This window comes from Polaromonas sp. P1_H6, assembly GCF_056405195.1.
The window spans coordinates 53,586-69,742 of record NZ_JBFUCN010000008.1 but is presented as its reverse complement, the minus strand read 5'-3'; the positions used below and the strand labels follow the sequence as shown (position 1 = coordinate 69,742).

Genomic DNA, 16,157 nt, shown 5'->3' with positions numbered 1-16,157 from the left:
GGTTTTACTTCTACATGCCACTCAAAATCTGCGTTGCCCAGCTGAACTATTGCGTGGGAGACATGCCGGGCAATGCGCAAAAGATCATCGAGGCGGCTCGCGCCGCCTACCAGGACGGTGTGCGGCTGGTGCTAACGCCCGAGCTGGCGATTTGCGGCTACGCGGCCGAAGACCTGTTTTTGCGCCCCTCTTTCATCCAGGCCTGTGATGATGCCGTGAATCAAGTGGCCCGCGAGCTGGCCGGGTTAAAAGGCCTGACGGTGGTGGTGGGCACACCCACCCACGGCGATAACGGCAAGGGCCTGCGCACCAAAAGCGTGGAAGTGCAGCAGCGCCACAACGCGGCACGGGTGCTGCGCGAGGGCCGTGTCATCGAAAGCTACGCCAAGCGCGAGCTGCCCAATTACCAGGTGTTCGACGAGCGCCGCTACTTCACGCCCGGCCAGGGCACCTGCGTGTTCCAGGCCGGGGAGGGCGATGAGGCCGTCAGTATAGGGCTGCTGATCTGTGAAGACGCCTGGTTCGAAGAGCCGGCACGCCTGGCCAAAGAGGCCGGCGCCGAGCTGCTGGTGGTCATCAATGCCTCGCCTTTCCATGTGGGCAAGGGCGGCGAGCGCGAGCAGATGATGCAAAACCGCTGCCTGGCCACCGGGTTGCCGCTGGTCTATGCCCACCTGGTGGGCGGGCAGGACGAAATCGTGTTTGAAGGACGTTCTTTTGCGTTGCAGGCCGACGGCGCGTTGGCCGGGCGGGCCGAAAGTTTCAGGGAAAAGCTGTTTGCCATTCGCGCCGAGCGCACGGGGGACGCTGTCACTTTGACGGCGGAAACGGCGCCCGAGCGCAGTCACGAGGCGGACCTGTGGGATGCGCTGGTGCTGGGGGTGCGCGATTACCTGGGGAAAAACGGCTTTCCGGGCGCCATCCTGGGCCTGTCGGGCGGTATCGATTCGGCCCTGGTGCTGGCGATCGCGGTGGATGCGCTGGGCGCGGACAAGGTGCGCGCGGTGATGATGCCTTCACCCTATACAGCCGACATCTCCTGGAAAGATGCGCGCGAGATGGCCGAACGCGTGAAGGTGCGCTACGACGAGATTTCCATCGTGCCCGAGTTCGAGGCCTTCAAGGCGTCCCTGGCCGGCGAGTTCAAGGGCCTGAAGGAAGACACGACCGAGGAAAACATCCAGGCGCGTATACGCGGGGTGTTTTTGATGGCGCTGTCCAACAAGTTCGGCTCCATCGTGCTGACCACCGGCAACAAGAGCGAGATGGCCACCGGCTATTGCACGCTCTACGGCGACATGGCCGGCGGCTTCGCGGTCATCAAGGATGTGCTCAAGACTTCCGTGTTCCGGCTGGCGCGCTGGCGCAATGCCAATGACCCGTATGGCACGGGCAGCAACCCGATTCCCGAACGCATCATCACGCGCCCGCCCAGCGCCGAGCTGCGTCCCGACCAGACCGACCAGGACAGCCTGCCGCCCTACGAGGTGTTGGACGCCATCCTGTCGCGCTATATGGAAAACGACGAGAGCGCCGAGGGCATCATCGCCGCCGGTTTTGACCGTGCGGTGGTGGAGCGAGTGGCGCGGCTGATCCGCATCAACGAATACAAGCGGCGGCAGGCGCCGGTGGGCATCAGGGTCACCCACAGGAGCTTTGGCAAGGATTGGCGCTATCCTATTACCAGCAAATTCCGGCAGTGATGGCCCCCACGCTCCCCCACTGCGTGTGGGTCGCTGCCCCCCGAGGGGGCCGCCCGCCTGCGGTCTGGCAAAGCCAGTCCCGCGGCTCATGCTGGTGAAGAGCCTCTTGCGACCTTCAAGTGACTTTGATGATTTTTAGAACTACCGGAGATACTCAGTGAAACAAATTACCGCCGTCCTCAAGCCTTTCAAGCTCGAAGAAGTCCGCGAGGCGCTGGCCGAATGCGGCGTGACCGGGCTGACCGTCACTGAAGTCAAGGGCTTCGGCCGCCAGAAGGGCCATACCGAGCTCTACCGCGGCGCGGAGTACGTGGTTGACTTCCTGCCCAAGGTCAAGGTCGAAGTCGTCGTGAAAACCGAGGATGTGGAGCGCTGCGTGGACGCCATCGTGCGCGCGGCGCGCACCGGCAAGATCGGCGACGGCAAGATTTTCATCACCAGCGTGGAGCGCGTGGTACGCATCCGTACGGGTGAGGAAGATGAAGCGGCAGTCTGAGAGCCGCTAAACCGTTTAAATCTGGTCGAGGCGGGTGGCGGTGGGTGTCGTGCCGGCTGCCTGCACCAGGGTTTCGAGCAGCGGCTCCGCCTCGCTGCCGGTGCGTATCAGGTCCATCAGCCAGTCGTTCATGAAGCCGGCCTTGACCGATGAGGCCAGGAAGGCCAGCAGGCTGTCGTAATAGCCACCCATGTTGAGCAGCCCGACCGGCTTGTCGTGGTAACCGAGCTGGCGCCAGGTCCAGACCTCAAAGAACTCTTCCAGCGTGCCTATGCCGCCCGGCAGGGCCAGGAATGCGTCGGCATGCTCGGCCATCAGGCGTTTGCGCTCGTGCATGTTTTCCACGATGTGCAGCTCGGTGCAGCCGGTATGGGCCCATTCCTTTTCCACCAGCGCCTTGGGAATCACGCCCACGACCCGCGCGCCCGCGGCGAGTGCCGCATCGGCCAGGATGCCCATGAGGCCGTTGCGGCCACCGCCGTAGACCAGCTGCCCGCCGTGGGTGCCTATCCATGTGCCGACGAGGGCGGCGATCGCGGCAAATTCGGGATTGGCGCCCGGGCGGGAGCCGCAATAAACGCAAAGGGAGAAGGTGGGCTTGGAGTTTTCTGTCACTGCGGTGCTGTCGTTGTTCATGCTGAAAATCGTTGAAAGAGCGCCAAGGCCCAGGTGCCTGCGCAGAGCAGCAGGCTGAGCAGGACGGCGGCGCTGCCCATGTCCTTGGCGCGCTTGGAAAGGTCGTGCCACTCGGGGCCTATGCGGTCTATGGCGGTTTCGATCCCGGTGTTGAGCAGTTCCACGATCATGATGAGGATGACCGTCCCGGCCAGCAGCACGGTTTCCACCCAGTTCCGGCCCAGCCAGAAGGCGGCCGGAATCAGCACGATGGAGGCGATGGCTTCCTGGCGAAACGCGGTTTCATGCCAGCCGGCGCGCAGGCCGGCGATGGAATAGCCCGTGGCGTGCCAGACGCGGCTCAGGCCCCTGCGGTGCTTTTGGGGGTTGACCGGCTCATCGAGGGATATCGGGGAGGCCGTAGGGGTGGATGCTGGCAGGGAGGCGGAAAGCGGGACTTGTTCGGGCATGGGGCGATTGTCGCGCAGCTTTATGGCATGTTGATGTTAGGGCTGCTCGGCCACATCATTACCGGCTGTGACCTTCGACTTTTCCTTGCGGCGGGGCTTTTCAGGCGCCACCCAGGTGATCAGCCGGGTTCCTGCCCAGGCATCGTGCCAGAACTGCTTTTGCGGATGAAAACGCGCCAGGATCGCCCAGATGGCGACCCAACCCAGCGCCAGCACGGCGCCTTCGCGGCCCGGCAGCGCCAGCATCCAGCTGACGGCCAGCGGCGGCAGGAACCATAACCAGCTCAGCACATAGCGCAGCAGGGCGCGCTTCTGGGAGATGGGGGCACCGTGGACGTCAACCACGCGGATGTTCCAGGTTTTCATCGCCAAGGTTTGGCCTTTTGCCCAGAACCAGACGAAGTAGATGCCGAAGATCACAAACACAAAAGCCTGCAGCGCGTGGCGGTTGTCCAGGGCGTTGCGGGTCTGGATCAAGGTGCTGAAGAGGTAGCCGGCCAGGAAAACCACGCCGAACATCAGCATGCCTTCGTACATCCAGCAAGCCATGCGCCTGGGGATGGACGGTATTGAGGGGGTATCGGTGGCTGTCAAATGTGTTGCTCTTCAATGCTCGCTGGCAGGGGACTGCCGGAGCGGCCAATAAATCCGGCCGGCTTGCCCGCCGGCGGTATGTCAACGCTGGGGCGTTGCGCCTGGGCCGCTGGCAGGCAGTGCCGCTGGGGCGGCTGCCACCGGGGTGGAAGCATTGATTTTAGGCGCAGCCTTGCTGCTGGCCTTGACCGGGTGCGGTGGAACCGGCGCCAGCTTCTGAGGGGCCACCGGCTTGACGGCGGTCGCGGCCCCGGCGGGCTTGGGACTGGCCTTGGCCGCCAGCTTTTGTTTTTCTTCAGGGCTGAGGGCTTGGTAGGTTTCCCATTTGGCCTTTTTCTCTTCAGGCGTGAGCTGCTTGGAGAGCTCTTTGGTCTTGCCGAAGTTCAGCCGTGCCTGGGCGCGTTGCTGGGGGCTCAGCGTGACCCATTCGTTCATGCGGCTGTGCAGGTTGGCCTGTCCTTCAGGGGGCAACGAAGGGTAATTTTTTGAGATTTCCAGCCATTTGCGTTTTTGCTGCTCGCTGGTGGTGTTCCAGCTTGAGGCCAGGGGCGCCAGCGCCTTTTGCTGCATGGGGCTGAGTTCAGCCCAAGTGGGTTTGGATGCGGTGGTTTTGGCCGGCGCGCTGGCGGCCGATTTGGCGGCGCCGGGGGCGCTGGCAGTGGCTGCGGGCTTGGTTGCTTGGGCAAAACTGAAAACCGGTAATGCCAGCAGGGCGACTGTCACGAGCCCAAGCGACAGCCATTGCAACTTCAACCGGGTTGAAGGGTCAAGAGGCAGGGGGAGGTGTCGGGCGGCTGCTGGGCGGCTCATTGGACCGTAGGGGCTTGGCGAGTCACTTTGAGGTACTGGACAAAACCGGGGTCGGCAAAGGCCGCGGGTGGGAGCTCGTCGGTGAGCAGCGCCACGTCGACTTCTGCCAACTCCTGGGCGCGGTTGTCGTTCTGAATCGAATTGATGACCAGCAGCCCCACGACCAGCGCAACAAGCGGTAACACCGAACCAATGCGTGCCCACCAGCTCAGTCCGTCGTCGGAGCCCCAGGTGAGGGCTGCGCTGGCACCGTTGCCGACGACACCGCCGGCGGTTTCGGTTTTTGCGATCTTGCGGCTGGAGACAGCCTGGAAGCGCGCGGCGCGCAAGCGCTCGGAAATGTCGTAAGGCAGGTCTGCAGCACCCGCGGACAGGTAGGAGGCGGTTTTCAGGCCAAAGCGGTCCTGGAGGATGGCGGCTCTTTTTTGTAGTGAATTAGTCATAGTTTTATACCTTTGGCGCTCAGGGCTTTGCTGAGAGCGTGAACTGCGCGTGAACAGTGCGTTTTGACACTACCCTCTGAACAGCCCATGGCGGCTGCTGTTTCAGCGACGTCCATTTCCTCCCAGTAACGCATCAGAAAGGCTTCCCGTTGACGGCCCGGCAATTCCTTTACCTGCAGTTCGATCTCATGCAATATTTGCGCCCGCTCCGTGGCATCCTGGGCGCTCTCCGTACCCTCTGAGTTGGTCAGGGTCTCTAAAGTTTCCAGAAGATCGAAATCTCCGTCTTCGCCGGACGATTCGAAGTCGCTCATATTGGAGAAAAGCGCGTTGCGGGTCTTGCGGCGGCGAAACCAGTCCAGCGTGGTGTTGGCCAGGATGCGCTGGAACAGCATGGGCAACTCGGCGGCGGGCTTGTCGCCGTAGTGCTGCGCCAGCTTCATCATGCTGTCCTGAACGATATCGAGAGCAGCTTCTTCGTCCCGGACGTGGTAAATGCTGCGCTTGAAAGCCCGTTTTTCAACGTTTTTCAGGAAATCCGAGAGTTCTTGTTCAGTTGCCAACGGTGTGGGGTTCCGGTTCGTCCAGCGCTGCAGGATGGCCGCGGTCTTCGCGGGGCCTGTGCCGATCAGCATGCATCCTGGGATGCCGCTGGAAAATTATCGCATCATGGCCGGTGCTGGCTGGCCCTTTTTGAGGCCTTGCGGCCATTGCGCAACGCGAAATGTCATAATATGCCCTGCAATTCAAAAGGCAAACGGGTCATGACTCGGCGGTTTATGTTTCCGCTTATGGTTCTGGCCTCAAGTCTCGACGCTGCTTCACAAGAGTGGGCGAAGAGGCACCCAAGGTATTTCGTTAGAGAAATTCACAAAGGTTCATCATGGAAATCTCCAAGGCGGAAATCGCTTCCGCGGCAGCAGCGTCTGCACACACAAATTCCCAGGAACTCCGCGGCGCGGAAATCCTCATCAAGTCGCTTCAGGCTGAAGGTGTCAAGTACGTCTGGGGATACCCCGGCGGTGCGGTCCTTCACATTTACGACGCCTTCTACAAGCAGGACTCGATCCAGCACATCCTGGTGCGGCATGAGCAGGCGGCCGTGCACGCGGCGGACGGCTATGCCCGTGCCACCGGCGACGTGGGCGTGGCCCTCGTCACTTCCGGACCTGGCGTGACCAACGCGGTCACCGGGATCGCGACGGCCTACATGGACAGCATCCCGATGGTGATCATCACCGGGCAGGTCCCCACCCACGCCATTGGCCTCGATGCCTTCCAGGAATGCGACACCGTCGGGATCACCCGGCCCATCGTGAAACACAACTTTCTCGTCAAGGACGCGCGGCAGATGGCCGACACCTTGAAAAAGGCCTTTCACATCGCCCGTAGCGGGCGGCCCGGCCCCGTGGTCGTGGACATTCCGAAAGACGTATCCTTCAACAAGGTTCCCTACAGCGGCCACCCGCAAACCGTGGAGATGCGCTCATACAACCCGGTTCGCAAAGGCCACGGCGGGCAGATCCGCAAGGCCCTGCAACTGCTGCTGGCGGCCAAGCGTCCTTACATCTACACCGGCGGCGGCGTGCTGCTGAGCAATGCCTCGCAGGAGTTGCGCACGCTGGTCGACATGCTGGGTTATCCCTGCACCAACACGCTGATGGGCCTGGGCGCCTATCCGGCCAGCGACAAAAAATTCCTCGGCATGCTGGGTATGCACGGCACCATCGAAGCCAATAACGCGATGCAGAACTGCGACGTGCTGCTGGCCGTCGGCGCCCGCTTTGACGACCGTGTGATCGGCAACCCCAAGCATTTCGCGCAGAACGAGCGCAAGATCATCCACATCGATATCGACCCTTCCAGCATTTCCAAGCGCGTGCGGGTCGACATCCCCATCGTTGGCGACGTCAAGGACGTGCTGACCGAACTGATCAGCATGATCAAGGAGTCCGGCCTCAAGCCCGACGCCAACGCGCTGGGCGGCTGGTGGGACACGATCGAAGGCTGGCGCAAGCGCGACTGCATGAAATACAGCATGGGTAAGGGCGACGTCATCAAGCCCCAGCATGTGGTCGAAACCCTCTGGAACCTGACCAAAGACGCCGACACCTACATCACGTCGGACGTGGGCCAGCACCAGATGTGGGCCGCGCAGTACTACAAGTTCGACGAGCCGCGCCGCTGGATCAATTCGGGCGGCCTGGGCACCATGGGCGTCGGCATTCCCTACGCCATGGGCATCAAGCTGGCCAAGCCCGACTCGGAAGTGTTCTGCATCACGGGCGAAGGCTCGGTGCAGATGTGCATCCAGGAGCTTTCCACCTGCCTGCAGTACAACACGCCGATCAAGATCGTGTCGCTGAACAACCGTTACCTGGGCATGGTTCGCCAGTGGCAGGAAGTCGAATACGCAGGCCGCTACAGCAGCAGCTACATGGACGCGCTGCCCAATTTCGTGAAGCTGGCCGAGGCTTATGGGCACGTCGGCATGCTGATCGAAAAGCCGCAGGACGTGGAACCGGCGTTGCGCGAGGCGCGCAAGCTCAAGGACCGCACGGTGTTCATGGATTTCCGCACGGACCCGACCGAAAACGTGTTCCCGATGGTGCAAGCCGGCAAGGGCATTACCGAGATGCTGCTGGGGTCGGAAGATCTCTAGGCCTCAGGCCGCCGCACACCCATTCATTCACCGTCACCTGACGAATCTATTGCCCGCCGAGCCTGCGCATTACCGTGCGCAGGGGAGGGCGGCGAAAAGAGGAATCTTCTTATGAAACACATCATTGCAGTTTTGCTGGAAAACGAGCCGGGCGCTCTTTCCCGCGTGGTCGGCCTGTTTTCGGCGCGCGGCTACAACATCGAAAGCCTGACCGTCGCACCGACCGAGGACCCGAGCCTGTCGCGCATGACGATACAGACCACGGGCTCCGACGACGTCATCGAGCAGATCACCAAGCACCTGAACCGCTTGATCGAAGTGGTCAAGGTAGTGGACCTGACCGAGGGCGCCTACACCGAGCGCGAGCTCATGATGGTCAAGGTGCGCGCGGTCGGCAAGGAGCGCGAAGAGATGAAGCGCATGGCTGATATATTCCGCGGGCGCATTATCGACGTTACCGAGAAAAGCTACACCATAGAGCTGACCGGCGACCAGTCCAAGAACGATGCTTTCCTGGAGGCCATAGACCGCAGCGCGATCCTGGAGACGGTGCGAACCGGCTCCAGCGGCATCGGCCGCGGCGAGCGGATTTTGCGGGTTTGATTTAAGTCGTCCGTGCGCGCGTTTCGACAGGCTCAACGCGAACGGATTTTGAGTGGCGATATGCGTTTACCGTTCGCCCTGAGCCTGTCGAAGGGCATTTTCGCCAATACCTATTCTGGAGAGAAAAATGAAAGTTTTTTACGACAAAGATTGTGATTTGAGCCTGATCAAGGGCAAGACAGTCGCCATCATCGGCTACGGCAGCCAGGGCCATGCCCATGCGCAAAACCTGAACGACAGCGGCGTGAAAGTGGTCGTCGGCCTGCGCAAGGGCGGCGCTTCCTGGCCCAAGGTCGAAAAGGCGGGCCTGAAGGTCGCCGAAGTCGCTGACGCGGTCAAAGCCGCCGACGTGGTCATGATCCTGCTGCCCGACGAGCAGATCGGCGCGGTCTACAAGAACGACGTGGCCCCCAACATCAAGCAGGGCGCTTCCCTGGTGTTCGCCCACGGTTTCAACGTGCACTACGGCGCCGTGATTCCCCGCGCCGACCTCGACGTCTGGATGGTCGCTCCCAAGGCTCCCGGCCACACGGTGCGCAACACCTATGCCCAGGGCGGCGGTGTGCCTCACCTGGTCGCCGTGCACCAGGACAAGTCCGGCAAGGCCCGCGACCTGGCCCTGAGCTACGCCATGGCCAATGGCGGCGGCAAAGCCGGCATCATTGAAACCAACTTCCGCGAAGAAACCGAAACCGACCTGTTCGGCGAGCAGGCCGTTCTGTGCGGCGGCACCGTCGAACTGATCAAGGCCGGCTTCGAAACGCTGGTGGAAGCCGGCTACGCGCCTGAAATGGCGTACTTTGAATGCCTGCACGAACTCAAGCTGATCGTCGACCTGATCTATGAAGGCGGCATCGCCAACATGAACTACTCGATCTCGAACAACGCCGAGTACGGCGAGTACGTGACGGGCCCCAACATCGTGACTTCGGCCACGAAGGACGCCATGCGCAAGTGCCTGAAAGACATCCAGACCGGTGAATACGCCAAGAGCTTCCTGGTGGAAAACCAGGCCGGTGCACCAACCCTGCTGAGCCGCCGCCGCTTGAATTCCGAGCACCAGATTGAAATCGTGGGCGAAAAACTCCGCGCCATGATGCCCTGGATCGCCAAAAACAAGCTGGTTGACCAGACCCGCAACTGATGTAGGCGCCCGTCAGGGCCTTGTCCTGCAAAAAGCCGCGCAAACTTCCTGCGCGGCTTTTTTACTGGCGGGAGCAAATTCGAGAGTGATTCGCGCCATGTGGGCATTTTTCGGTGCCGATCTTGGTATCCTTGGCGCCTTGAGCCGGCAATTGCCTGCCCCAGGCGGAGTGGACCGGCTCCTCGGTGGTGTCCTCGGATGCTATGAATTTAATAGCTGTTTGCGCGCACCAGTTGTGCTTCAGGAGTATTTTTATGCATGATGGCGAAGAGTCCGCGGGCAACAACCCGACGGTGATGGTACGCAAGCGCCGCAAGGGCATTTACATATTGCCCAACCTGTTTACGCTGGCCGCCCTGTTTGGCGGCTTCTACGCCATCGTCATGGCCATGAACGGGCGCTTCGACCAGGCCGCCATCGGCGTGTTTTGTGCCATGGTGCTCGACAGCCTTGACGGCCGCGTCGCCCGCATGACCAACACACAGAGCGCTTTCGGCGAGCAGATGGACTCGCTCTCGGACATGGTGTCCTTCGGCGCCGCGCCGGCCCTGATCGCCTACGTTTGGGCCCTGACCAGCCTGGGGCGCTGGGGCTGGATAGGCGCATTTGTGTACTGCGCCTGTGCCGCGCTGCGCCTGGCCCGTTTCAACGTGAACACGGCGGTGGTCGACAAGCGTTTCTTCCAGGGCCTGCCGTCCCCCGCGGCAGCGGCCCTGGTAGCCGGGTTTATCTGGTTGATGACCGACGCCGGTATCAGCGGAATGGAGGTACGCTGGGTCACCTTCGGCCTTACGCTTTATGCGGGCCTCACCATGGTCACCAACGTGCCGTTCTACAGTTTCAAGGACGTGCAGATGAAACGCAGCGTGCCTTTCGCGGCCATCGTGCTGATTGCGCTCGGGATCGCCGTCATCAACATCCATCCGCCGACCGTCATGTTCGGCCTGTTCGTTCTTTATGGCTTTTCGGGCTATGTGCTGTATGGCTGGCGCAAGGCCAAGGGCCAGCAGACCAGCGTGATCTCGACCTCCACCGACGAGCCGGACGAGCGCGGCCTCCACAAATAATTGTGGTACATTGACCGGATGAAACGAATTTCGCTAGCACTACTGCTATCTGCCAACGGGCGGAGACGGTAGCGCACGCGTACACCTGATTCAACGGCCCGTTTGCACCAGCAACGGGCCGTTTTTTCTTGGGGTTGCTGGTTTTTGATTCGAGAGGAAAACCATGTTGAAGCAACCCAGCAGCAAGTACCCCGCTTTCGCACCCATTGCCTTGCAAGGCCGCACCTGGCCCGACGCTGTTCTGACACAAGCGCCTGTCTGGCTCAGCACCGACCTGCGCGACGGCAACCAGGCGCTGATTGAGCCTATGGACATTGCGCGCAAGCTGCGGATGTACGGACAGTTGCTGCGGATCGGTTTCAAGGAGATCGAGGTTGGTTTTCCGGCTGCATCGCAGGTTGAGTTCGATTTCGTACGCCACCTGATCGACAACGACATGGTTCCCGACGATGTCACGCTCCAGGTGATGACGCCCGCCAAGGAGCCGTTGATACGGCGCACGATGGAAGCGGTGGTGGGCGCCAGGCGAGTGATCGTGCATTTGTACAACGCCACCTCGCCCTTGATGCGGGAGGTAGTCCTGGGAATGAATCCGGACCAGATCGTCGAGTTGGCCACCAGCCATGCTCGGCTGATTCAGGATCTGGCGCATGCTCAACCCGACACGCAGTGGACTTTCCAGTATTCGCCCGAACACTTTTCCGGCACGGAGTTGGCATTTTCCAGGCGAGTGGTCGATGCCGTCACCGAAGTGTGGCAGCCCACGGCCGACCATCCTTGCATCATCAACCTGCCAACCACCGTTGAGCATTCAACGCCCAACGTTTTTGCCGACATGATCGAGTGGATGCATCGGCACATCGCAAGGCGAGACTCGGTGGTGTTGTCGGTACATCCCCACAATGATCGCGGTACCGGTGTGGCGGCGGCTGAATTGGCGTTGATGGCCGGCGCGCAGCGCGTAGAAGGCTGCCTGTTTGGCAACGGTGAACGCACCGGCAACCTCGACATCGTCAATGTGGCACTCAACCTGTACACCCAGGGTGTGGCGCCTAATCTTGACTTCTCCAATATCGACGAGATCCGCCGTACGGTGGAGCATTGCAACCAGTTGCCGGTGCACCCGCGCCATCCCTATGTCGGCGAGCTGGTCTACACCTCGTTTTCAGGTACGCATCAGGACGCCATCAAAAAAGCGTTCGCCGTTCAAAAGGAGGATGCCGCCTGGGCGGTCCCCTATCTGCCCATCGACCCCAAAGATCTGGGACGCAGCTATGAGGCGGTGATTCGCGTCAACAGCCAGTCGGGCAAAGGCGGCATCGCGTATTTGCTGGAAAGCGAATACGGCCTCGAATTACCGCGCCGCCTGCAGATCGAGTTCAGCCAGGCCGTCCAAGCCGTTATGGACAACGCGGGCAAGGAGTTGACGGCACAAGACCTGTGGCAGTTGTTCGAAGAGGAATACGGTTTGGCCAGCACCAAGGCACCTCAGGTGCAGCAAGCCGTATCGGCGGGTGGCGTGGCCTTGACGGCGCAGGTGCAAATGGCCGGTGCAACGCAACAGATTACGGGGCAGGGCGCTGGGCCCATTGAGGCCTTCGTGAACGGCTTGAACGAGGCGCTGGGCACGACGGTACGCGTGCTGGACTACCATGAGCACGCCCTGGGCTCGGGGGCCGATGCCCGCGCTGTGGCCTACCTTGAGCTGCGCATCGACGAACGGCATACGGTGTTTGGCGTCGGCATGGACGCGAACATCGTCTTGGCTTCCTTCAAGGGAATCCTGTCTGGATGGCAGCGTGCGCAAATGCGCGCTCCTTGCAGCGAAAATACGTCTTGTGCCGCTTTGGCCCCGTCCATCTAAAAATTCTTCAGGAGCCCACCATGACCGACAAACTCATTATTTTCGACACCACCCTGCGCGACGGCGAGCAGTCGCCCGGCGCGTCCATGACCCGGGATGAGAAGCTGCGGATTGCTCGCCAGCTGGAGCGCCTGAAAGTCGACGTGATCGAGGCCGGTTTTGCTGCCAGTTCCAACGGCGACTTCGAATGCGTGAAAGCCATTTCGGAAGTCATCAAGGACGCCACCGTCTGCTCGCTGGCCCGCGCCAACGACAGGGACATTTCCCGCGCCGCCGAGGCCTTGAAGCCGGCAGCCTCCGGGCGTCTGCACCTCTTTCTGGCGACCAGCGCGCTGCACATGGAAAAGAAGCTGCGCATGACGCCCGACCAGGTATTCGAGCAGGCCAAGCTCTCGGTGCGTTTTGCCAAAAACCTGATGGGCGACATCGAATTCAGCCCGGAAGACGGTTATCGCTCCGATCCGGACTTCCTGTGCCGTGTGCTGGAGGCCGTCATTAAGGAAGGCGCGACCACCATCAACGTGCCCGACACCGTGGGCTATGCCATTCCCGAGCTCTACGGCAACTTCATCAAGGACTTGCGTGAACGCATCCCCAACAGCGACAAGGCCGTCTGGTCTGTGCATTGCCACAACGATTTGGGCATGGCGGTTGCGAACTCCCTGGCCGGCGTGAAGATCGGTGGTGCGCGGCAGGTGGAATGCACCATCAACGGCCTGGGCGAGCGCGCCGGCAACTGCTCGCTGGAAGAAGTGGTGATGGCCGTCAAAACCCGCAAGGATTATTTCGGCCTTGACCTGGGTATAGACACGCAGCACATCCTGGCGGCCAGCCGCATGGTGAGCCAGACCACCGGTTTTGTGGTGCAGCCTAATAAAGCCGTGGTCGGCGCCAATGCGTTCGCGCATGCCTCGGGCATCCACCAGGACGGCGTGTTGAAGGCGCGCGATACCTATGAAATCATGCGCGCCGAGGACGTGGGCTGGAGCGCCAACAAGATCGTGCTGGGCAAGCTGAGTGGGCGTAACGCCTTCAAGCAGCGCTTGCTGGAGCTCGGTGTTTCGATGGAAAGCGAGGCGGATATCAACAACGCCTTCGCCAAGTTCAAGGAACTCGCGGACCGCAAAAGCGAGATCTTCGACGAAGACATCCTGGCGCTGGCCAGCGATGAAAGCGCTTCCCATGACAACGAGCAGTACGGCTTTGTGTCCCTGTCGCAACACAGCGAAACCGGCGAGCGCCCCCAGGCCAGCGTCGTGTTCACGGTGGCCGGCAAGGAAGTCAAAGGCGAGTCCGACGGCAACGGCCCCGTGGACGCCTCCCTCAAGGCCATCGAATCACATGTCAAAAGCGGTGCCGAGATGGTGCTTTACTCCGTGAACGCCATCAGCGGTTCTACGGAAAGCCAGGGGGAGGTGACGGTGCGCCTGCAGAACAGCGGGCGGGTGGTCAACGGCGTGGGGGCCGACCCGGACATCGTGGTGGCGTCCGCCAAAGCCTATTTGAGCGCCTTGAACAAACTCCAAAGTAAAGCCGACCGGGTTGCCGCGCAGGGATAATGTAACAAGTCGGAAAATAAAATCCTTTATATTCAATGACTTAGCGTTGGGTCTGAGTGCGGATAGGGCTTTGAGCGTTAAAAATCGCACAAGTGAGTGTGTTTTTAGGAAAGTCACGCAAGTTTTTGATATTGCGTGACTTTTTCTATTTGTATACACTCCAGCCATCCCACCCATTGCAATCCCCACGCAGGCAATATTCACCATGTCTCATCAGATTTTCAATCGCGCATTAAAAATCGTTGGATTCGTGGCTCTGATAGCCGCCTTTGCAGTGCCCGCCGCCAATGCGGCGACCGCCAAAAACACCATTGTCAAAAAGCAGCACGCTTCGTCCAAAGCGTCCGCCTCCAAAAAAATTGTCTCCACGCGCAAGAGCGTACGTTTTGTTGCAGGTACAAAACGCAGAAGCATCATTCGCGCGTCCATTCCCGCCAAACCTTCGTTTGGTCAGATTGCTGGTTTGCACGGCTCGCAGGATCCTCTTGAGCTCAAGTCCAGCGTCGCGCTGGTGATCGACCAGGACACACGTGAAGTGCTGTTCAGCAAAAACGACCATGCTGTATTGCCGATTGCATCCCTCACCAAACTGATGACCGGCGTCATTGTCAGCGGCGCCAAGCTGCCCATGGACGAACTGATCACCATCACGCAGGATGACGTGGACACCGAAAAGGGCAGCAGCTCGCGCCTCAAGGTCGGCACCACGCTGACCCGCGGTGAACTGCTTCACCTGGCCCTGATGTCCAGCGAAAACCGTGCGGCGCACGCCCTGGGCCGCACCTATCCCGGCGGCATGGGCACTTTCGTGAGCCTGATGAATGCCAAGGCCAAGATGCTGGGCATGACCGACACCAGCTATGTCGAGCCCACCGGCCTGTCCAGCCGCAACCAGTCGAGCGCGCAGGACCTCGCGACATTGGTCAATGCGGCCCATGGCGACCCCATGCTGCGAGAGCTATCGACCTCCACCGGTTATCAGGTGGCCGTCGGTAGCCGTACGCTGCAGTACAACAACACCAACCGCCTCGTAAAAAATCCCGAGTGGGACATCGGCCTGCAGAAAACCGGCTATATCTCCGAAGCCGGCCAATGCCTGGTCATGCAGACCAAGATCGCGGGCCGCAAGCTGATCATGGTGTTCCTGGATTCCGCCGGCAAGCTGAGCCGCCTGGGCGACGCAGAGCGTGTGCGCCGCTGGGTGGAGTCCAACCCCGTGAGCACCGAGCCCAAGCTCAACGTCAGCGCCTCCGCCAAGCAGGCAAACGGTTGAGTGTTGGCCCTTGCGGCCGCGCTCAAAAAAGCAGTCCGGTTTTATTTGGGCCTGTAGCCCAGCGCCGCTGAAATCTCATTGGCCGTTGCCTGCAATTTGGGCAGCCAGTGCTCATCAAGCCGGTCCGCCGGCGCCGAAATCGACAAGCCAGCCACCAGCTTGTTCTGGTCGTCGTAAATCCCTGCGGCCATGCAGCGCACCCCGAGTTCCAGCTCTTCGTTGTCGCGCGCGATGCCGTACTGGCGTGCCTTGGAAAGCTCGCGCTCGAGCACCGGTAATTGGGTGATGCTGTTGCGCGTCTGCCCCGAAAGCCCGGTTCGCGTCGCATAGGTGCGCAAGCGCTGGGGATCGTCAAAGGCCAGGAACAGCTTGCCCACGGACGTCAAATGCAGCGGTGCTCGGCCACCGATGGCGCGCACCACCTGCATGCCGGATCGCTCGCTGTAGGCGCGCTCCACATACACGATTTCGTCGCCCTGGCGCATGCTCAGGTTCACTGGTTGCTGGGTGATCTTGTGCAGCTCGCGCATGGGGATCAGCGCGGCGTCGCGTACGTCCAGGCGCGCCTTGACGAGGTTGCCCAGTTCCAGCAGGCGCATGCCCAGCCGGTAACTGCCGGCTGCAGGGCGGTCAACGAAACGGCCGGTAGCCAGGTCGTTCAGGATGCGGTGCGCTGTGGAAGGATGGAGGCCCGATTTTTCGCTGATTTCCTTGAGTGACAGCGCTTCCTCGCGATTCGCCAGGATTTCAAGCAGTGTGAACATTCGTTCAATGACCTGGACGGTCGGCGTGGCGGGGAGGGTGGAATCGGGCTTTTTCATGTGCAGGCTTTCTGCTACAAATTTTACCCTGTG

General features: G+C 61.0%; 16 protein-coding genes. 9 read left to right on the top strand and 7 right to left on the bottom strand.

Annotation, left to right across the window (positions count from 1 at the left end; all coding sequences use genetic code 11):
* Window positions 1-14 precede the first annotated feature (14 nt).
* Window positions 15-1,703 (top strand): NAD+ synthase, encoded by a 1,689-nt coding sequence (locus tag AC1D1F_RS09910; protein ID WP_477696149.1) that lies wholly within the window; start codon window positions 15-17, stop codon window positions 1,701-1,703.
* A 157-nt stretch (window positions 1,704-1,860) separates the two neighbouring features.
* Window positions 1,861-2,199 carry a P-II family nitrogen regulator gene (locus AC1D1F_RS09905; protein ID WP_007869659.1) on the top strand — a complete coding sequence of 113 codons (339 nt, stop codon included), beginning with the start codon at window positions 1,861-1,863 and terminating at the stop codon, window positions 2,197-2,199.
* Window positions 2,200-2,214: 15 nt separating this feature from the next.
* Here the strand turns inward: AC1D1F_RS09905 and AC1D1F_RS09900 are convergent, their stop codons facing one another.
* From AC1D1F_RS09900 to AC1D1F_RS09875, 6 genes are all read right to left on the bottom strand, one after another.
* Complete coding sequence (locus AC1D1F_RS09900; protein ID WP_477696148.1) at window positions 2,215-2,835, bottom strand: LOG family protein; 621 nt, start codon at window positions 2,833-2,835, stop codon at window positions 2,215-2,217.
* A complete protein-coding gene (locus tag AC1D1F_RS09895) occupies window positions 2,832-3,284 on the bottom strand; it encodes a diacylglycerol kinase (RefSeq protein WP_477678960.1) in 453 nt (150 codons plus the stop codon). The genes AC1D1F_RS09900 and AC1D1F_RS09895 overlap by 4 nt, the downstream gene beginning before the upstream one ends.
* Before the next feature lie 36 nt (window positions 3,285-3,320).
* Window positions 3,321-3,878, bottom strand: a complete 558-nt coding sequence (locus tag AC1D1F_RS09890; protein WP_477678959.1) for an RDD family protein — start codon at window positions 3,876-3,878, stop codon at window positions 3,321-3,323.
* An 81-nt stretch (window positions 3,879-3,959) separates the two neighbouring features.
* A complete protein-coding gene (locus AC1D1F_RS09885; protein WP_477678958.1) occupies window positions 3,960-4,601 on the bottom strand; it encodes a DUF3106 domain-containing protein in 642 nt (213 codons plus the stop codon).
* An 83-nt stretch (window positions 4,602-4,684) separates the two neighbouring features.
* A complete protein-coding gene (locus AC1D1F_RS09880) occupies window positions 4,685-5,131 on the bottom strand; it encodes a DUF3619 family protein (protein WP_477678957.1) in 447 nt (148 codons plus the stop codon).
* On the bottom strand, window positions 5,128-5,694 hold the full coding sequence (locus tag AC1D1F_RS09875; RefSeq protein WP_477652237.1) for an RNA polymerase sigma factor: 567 nt from the start codon (window positions 5,692-5,694) through the stop codon (window positions 5,128-5,130). Before AC1D1F_RS09875 ends, AC1D1F_RS09880 begins: the two co-directional genes overlap by 4 nt.
* A 320-nt stretch (window positions 5,695-6,014) precedes the next feature.
* Here AC1D1F_RS09875 and AC1D1F_RS09870 point away from each other — a divergent pair, with 320 nt between their 5' ends.
* The 7 genes from AC1D1F_RS09870 (at window position 6,015) to pbpG (ending at window position 15,303) form a co-directional block, all read left to right on the top strand.
* Entirely contained in the window at window positions 6,015-7,793 is a 1,779-nt protein-coding gene (locus AC1D1F_RS09870) for an acetolactate synthase 3 catalytic subunit (RefSeq protein WP_477678697.1), read from the top strand.
* Window positions 7,794-7,904: 111 nt separating this feature from the next.
* Window positions 7,905-8,396 (top strand): acetolactate synthase small subunit, encoded by a 492-nt coding sequence (ilvN, locus tag AC1D1F_RS09865; protein WP_007869681.1) that lies wholly within the window; start codon window positions 7,905-7,907, stop codon window positions 8,394-8,396.
* Between the two features lie 127 nt (window positions 8,397-8,523).
* On the top strand, window positions 8,524-9,540 hold the full coding sequence (ilvC, locus tag AC1D1F_RS09860; protein WP_477651608.1) for a ketol-acid reductoisomerase: 1,017 nt from the start codon (window positions 8,524-8,526) through the stop codon (window positions 9,538-9,540).
* A gap of 254 nt (window positions 9,541-9,794) precedes the next feature.
* On the top strand, window positions 9,795-10,607 hold the full coding sequence (pssA, locus tag AC1D1F_RS09855) for a CDP-diacylglycerol--serine O-phosphatidyltransferase (protein WP_477683970.1): 813 nt from the start codon (window positions 9,795-9,797) through the stop codon (window positions 10,605-10,607).
* Window positions 10,608-10,770: 163 nt separating this feature from the next.
* Window positions 10,771-12,471, top strand: coding sequence for a 2-isopropylmalate synthase (gene leuA / locus AC1D1F_RS09850; protein ID WP_477696147.1), 1,701 nt, complete (start codon window positions 10,771-10,773; stop codon window positions 12,469-12,471).
* A gap of 20 nt (window positions 12,472-12,491) precedes the next feature.
* On the top strand, window positions 12,492-14,030 hold the full coding sequence (locus AC1D1F_RS09845) for a 2-isopropylmalate synthase (RefSeq protein ID WP_477696146.1): 1,539 nt from the start codon (window positions 12,492-12,494) through the stop codon (window positions 14,028-14,030).
* 205 nt (window positions 14,031-14,235) lie between these two features.
* Window positions 14,236-15,303: a D-alanyl-D-alanine endopeptidase gene (gene pbpG / locus AC1D1F_RS09840; protein ID WP_477678949.1), complete on the top strand. Its 1,068-nt coding sequence runs from the start codon at window positions 14,236-14,238 to the stop codon at window positions 15,301-15,303.
* 41 nt (window positions 15,304-15,344) lie between these two features.
* Here pbpG and AC1D1F_RS09835 read toward each other — a convergent pair whose 3' ends face one another.
* Complete coding sequence (locus tag AC1D1F_RS09835) at window positions 15,345-16,124, bottom strand: IclR family transcriptional regulator (protein ID WP_477678948.1); 780 nt, start codon at window positions 16,122-16,124, stop codon at window positions 15,345-15,347.
* Window positions 16,125-16,157: the final 33 nt, after the last annotated feature.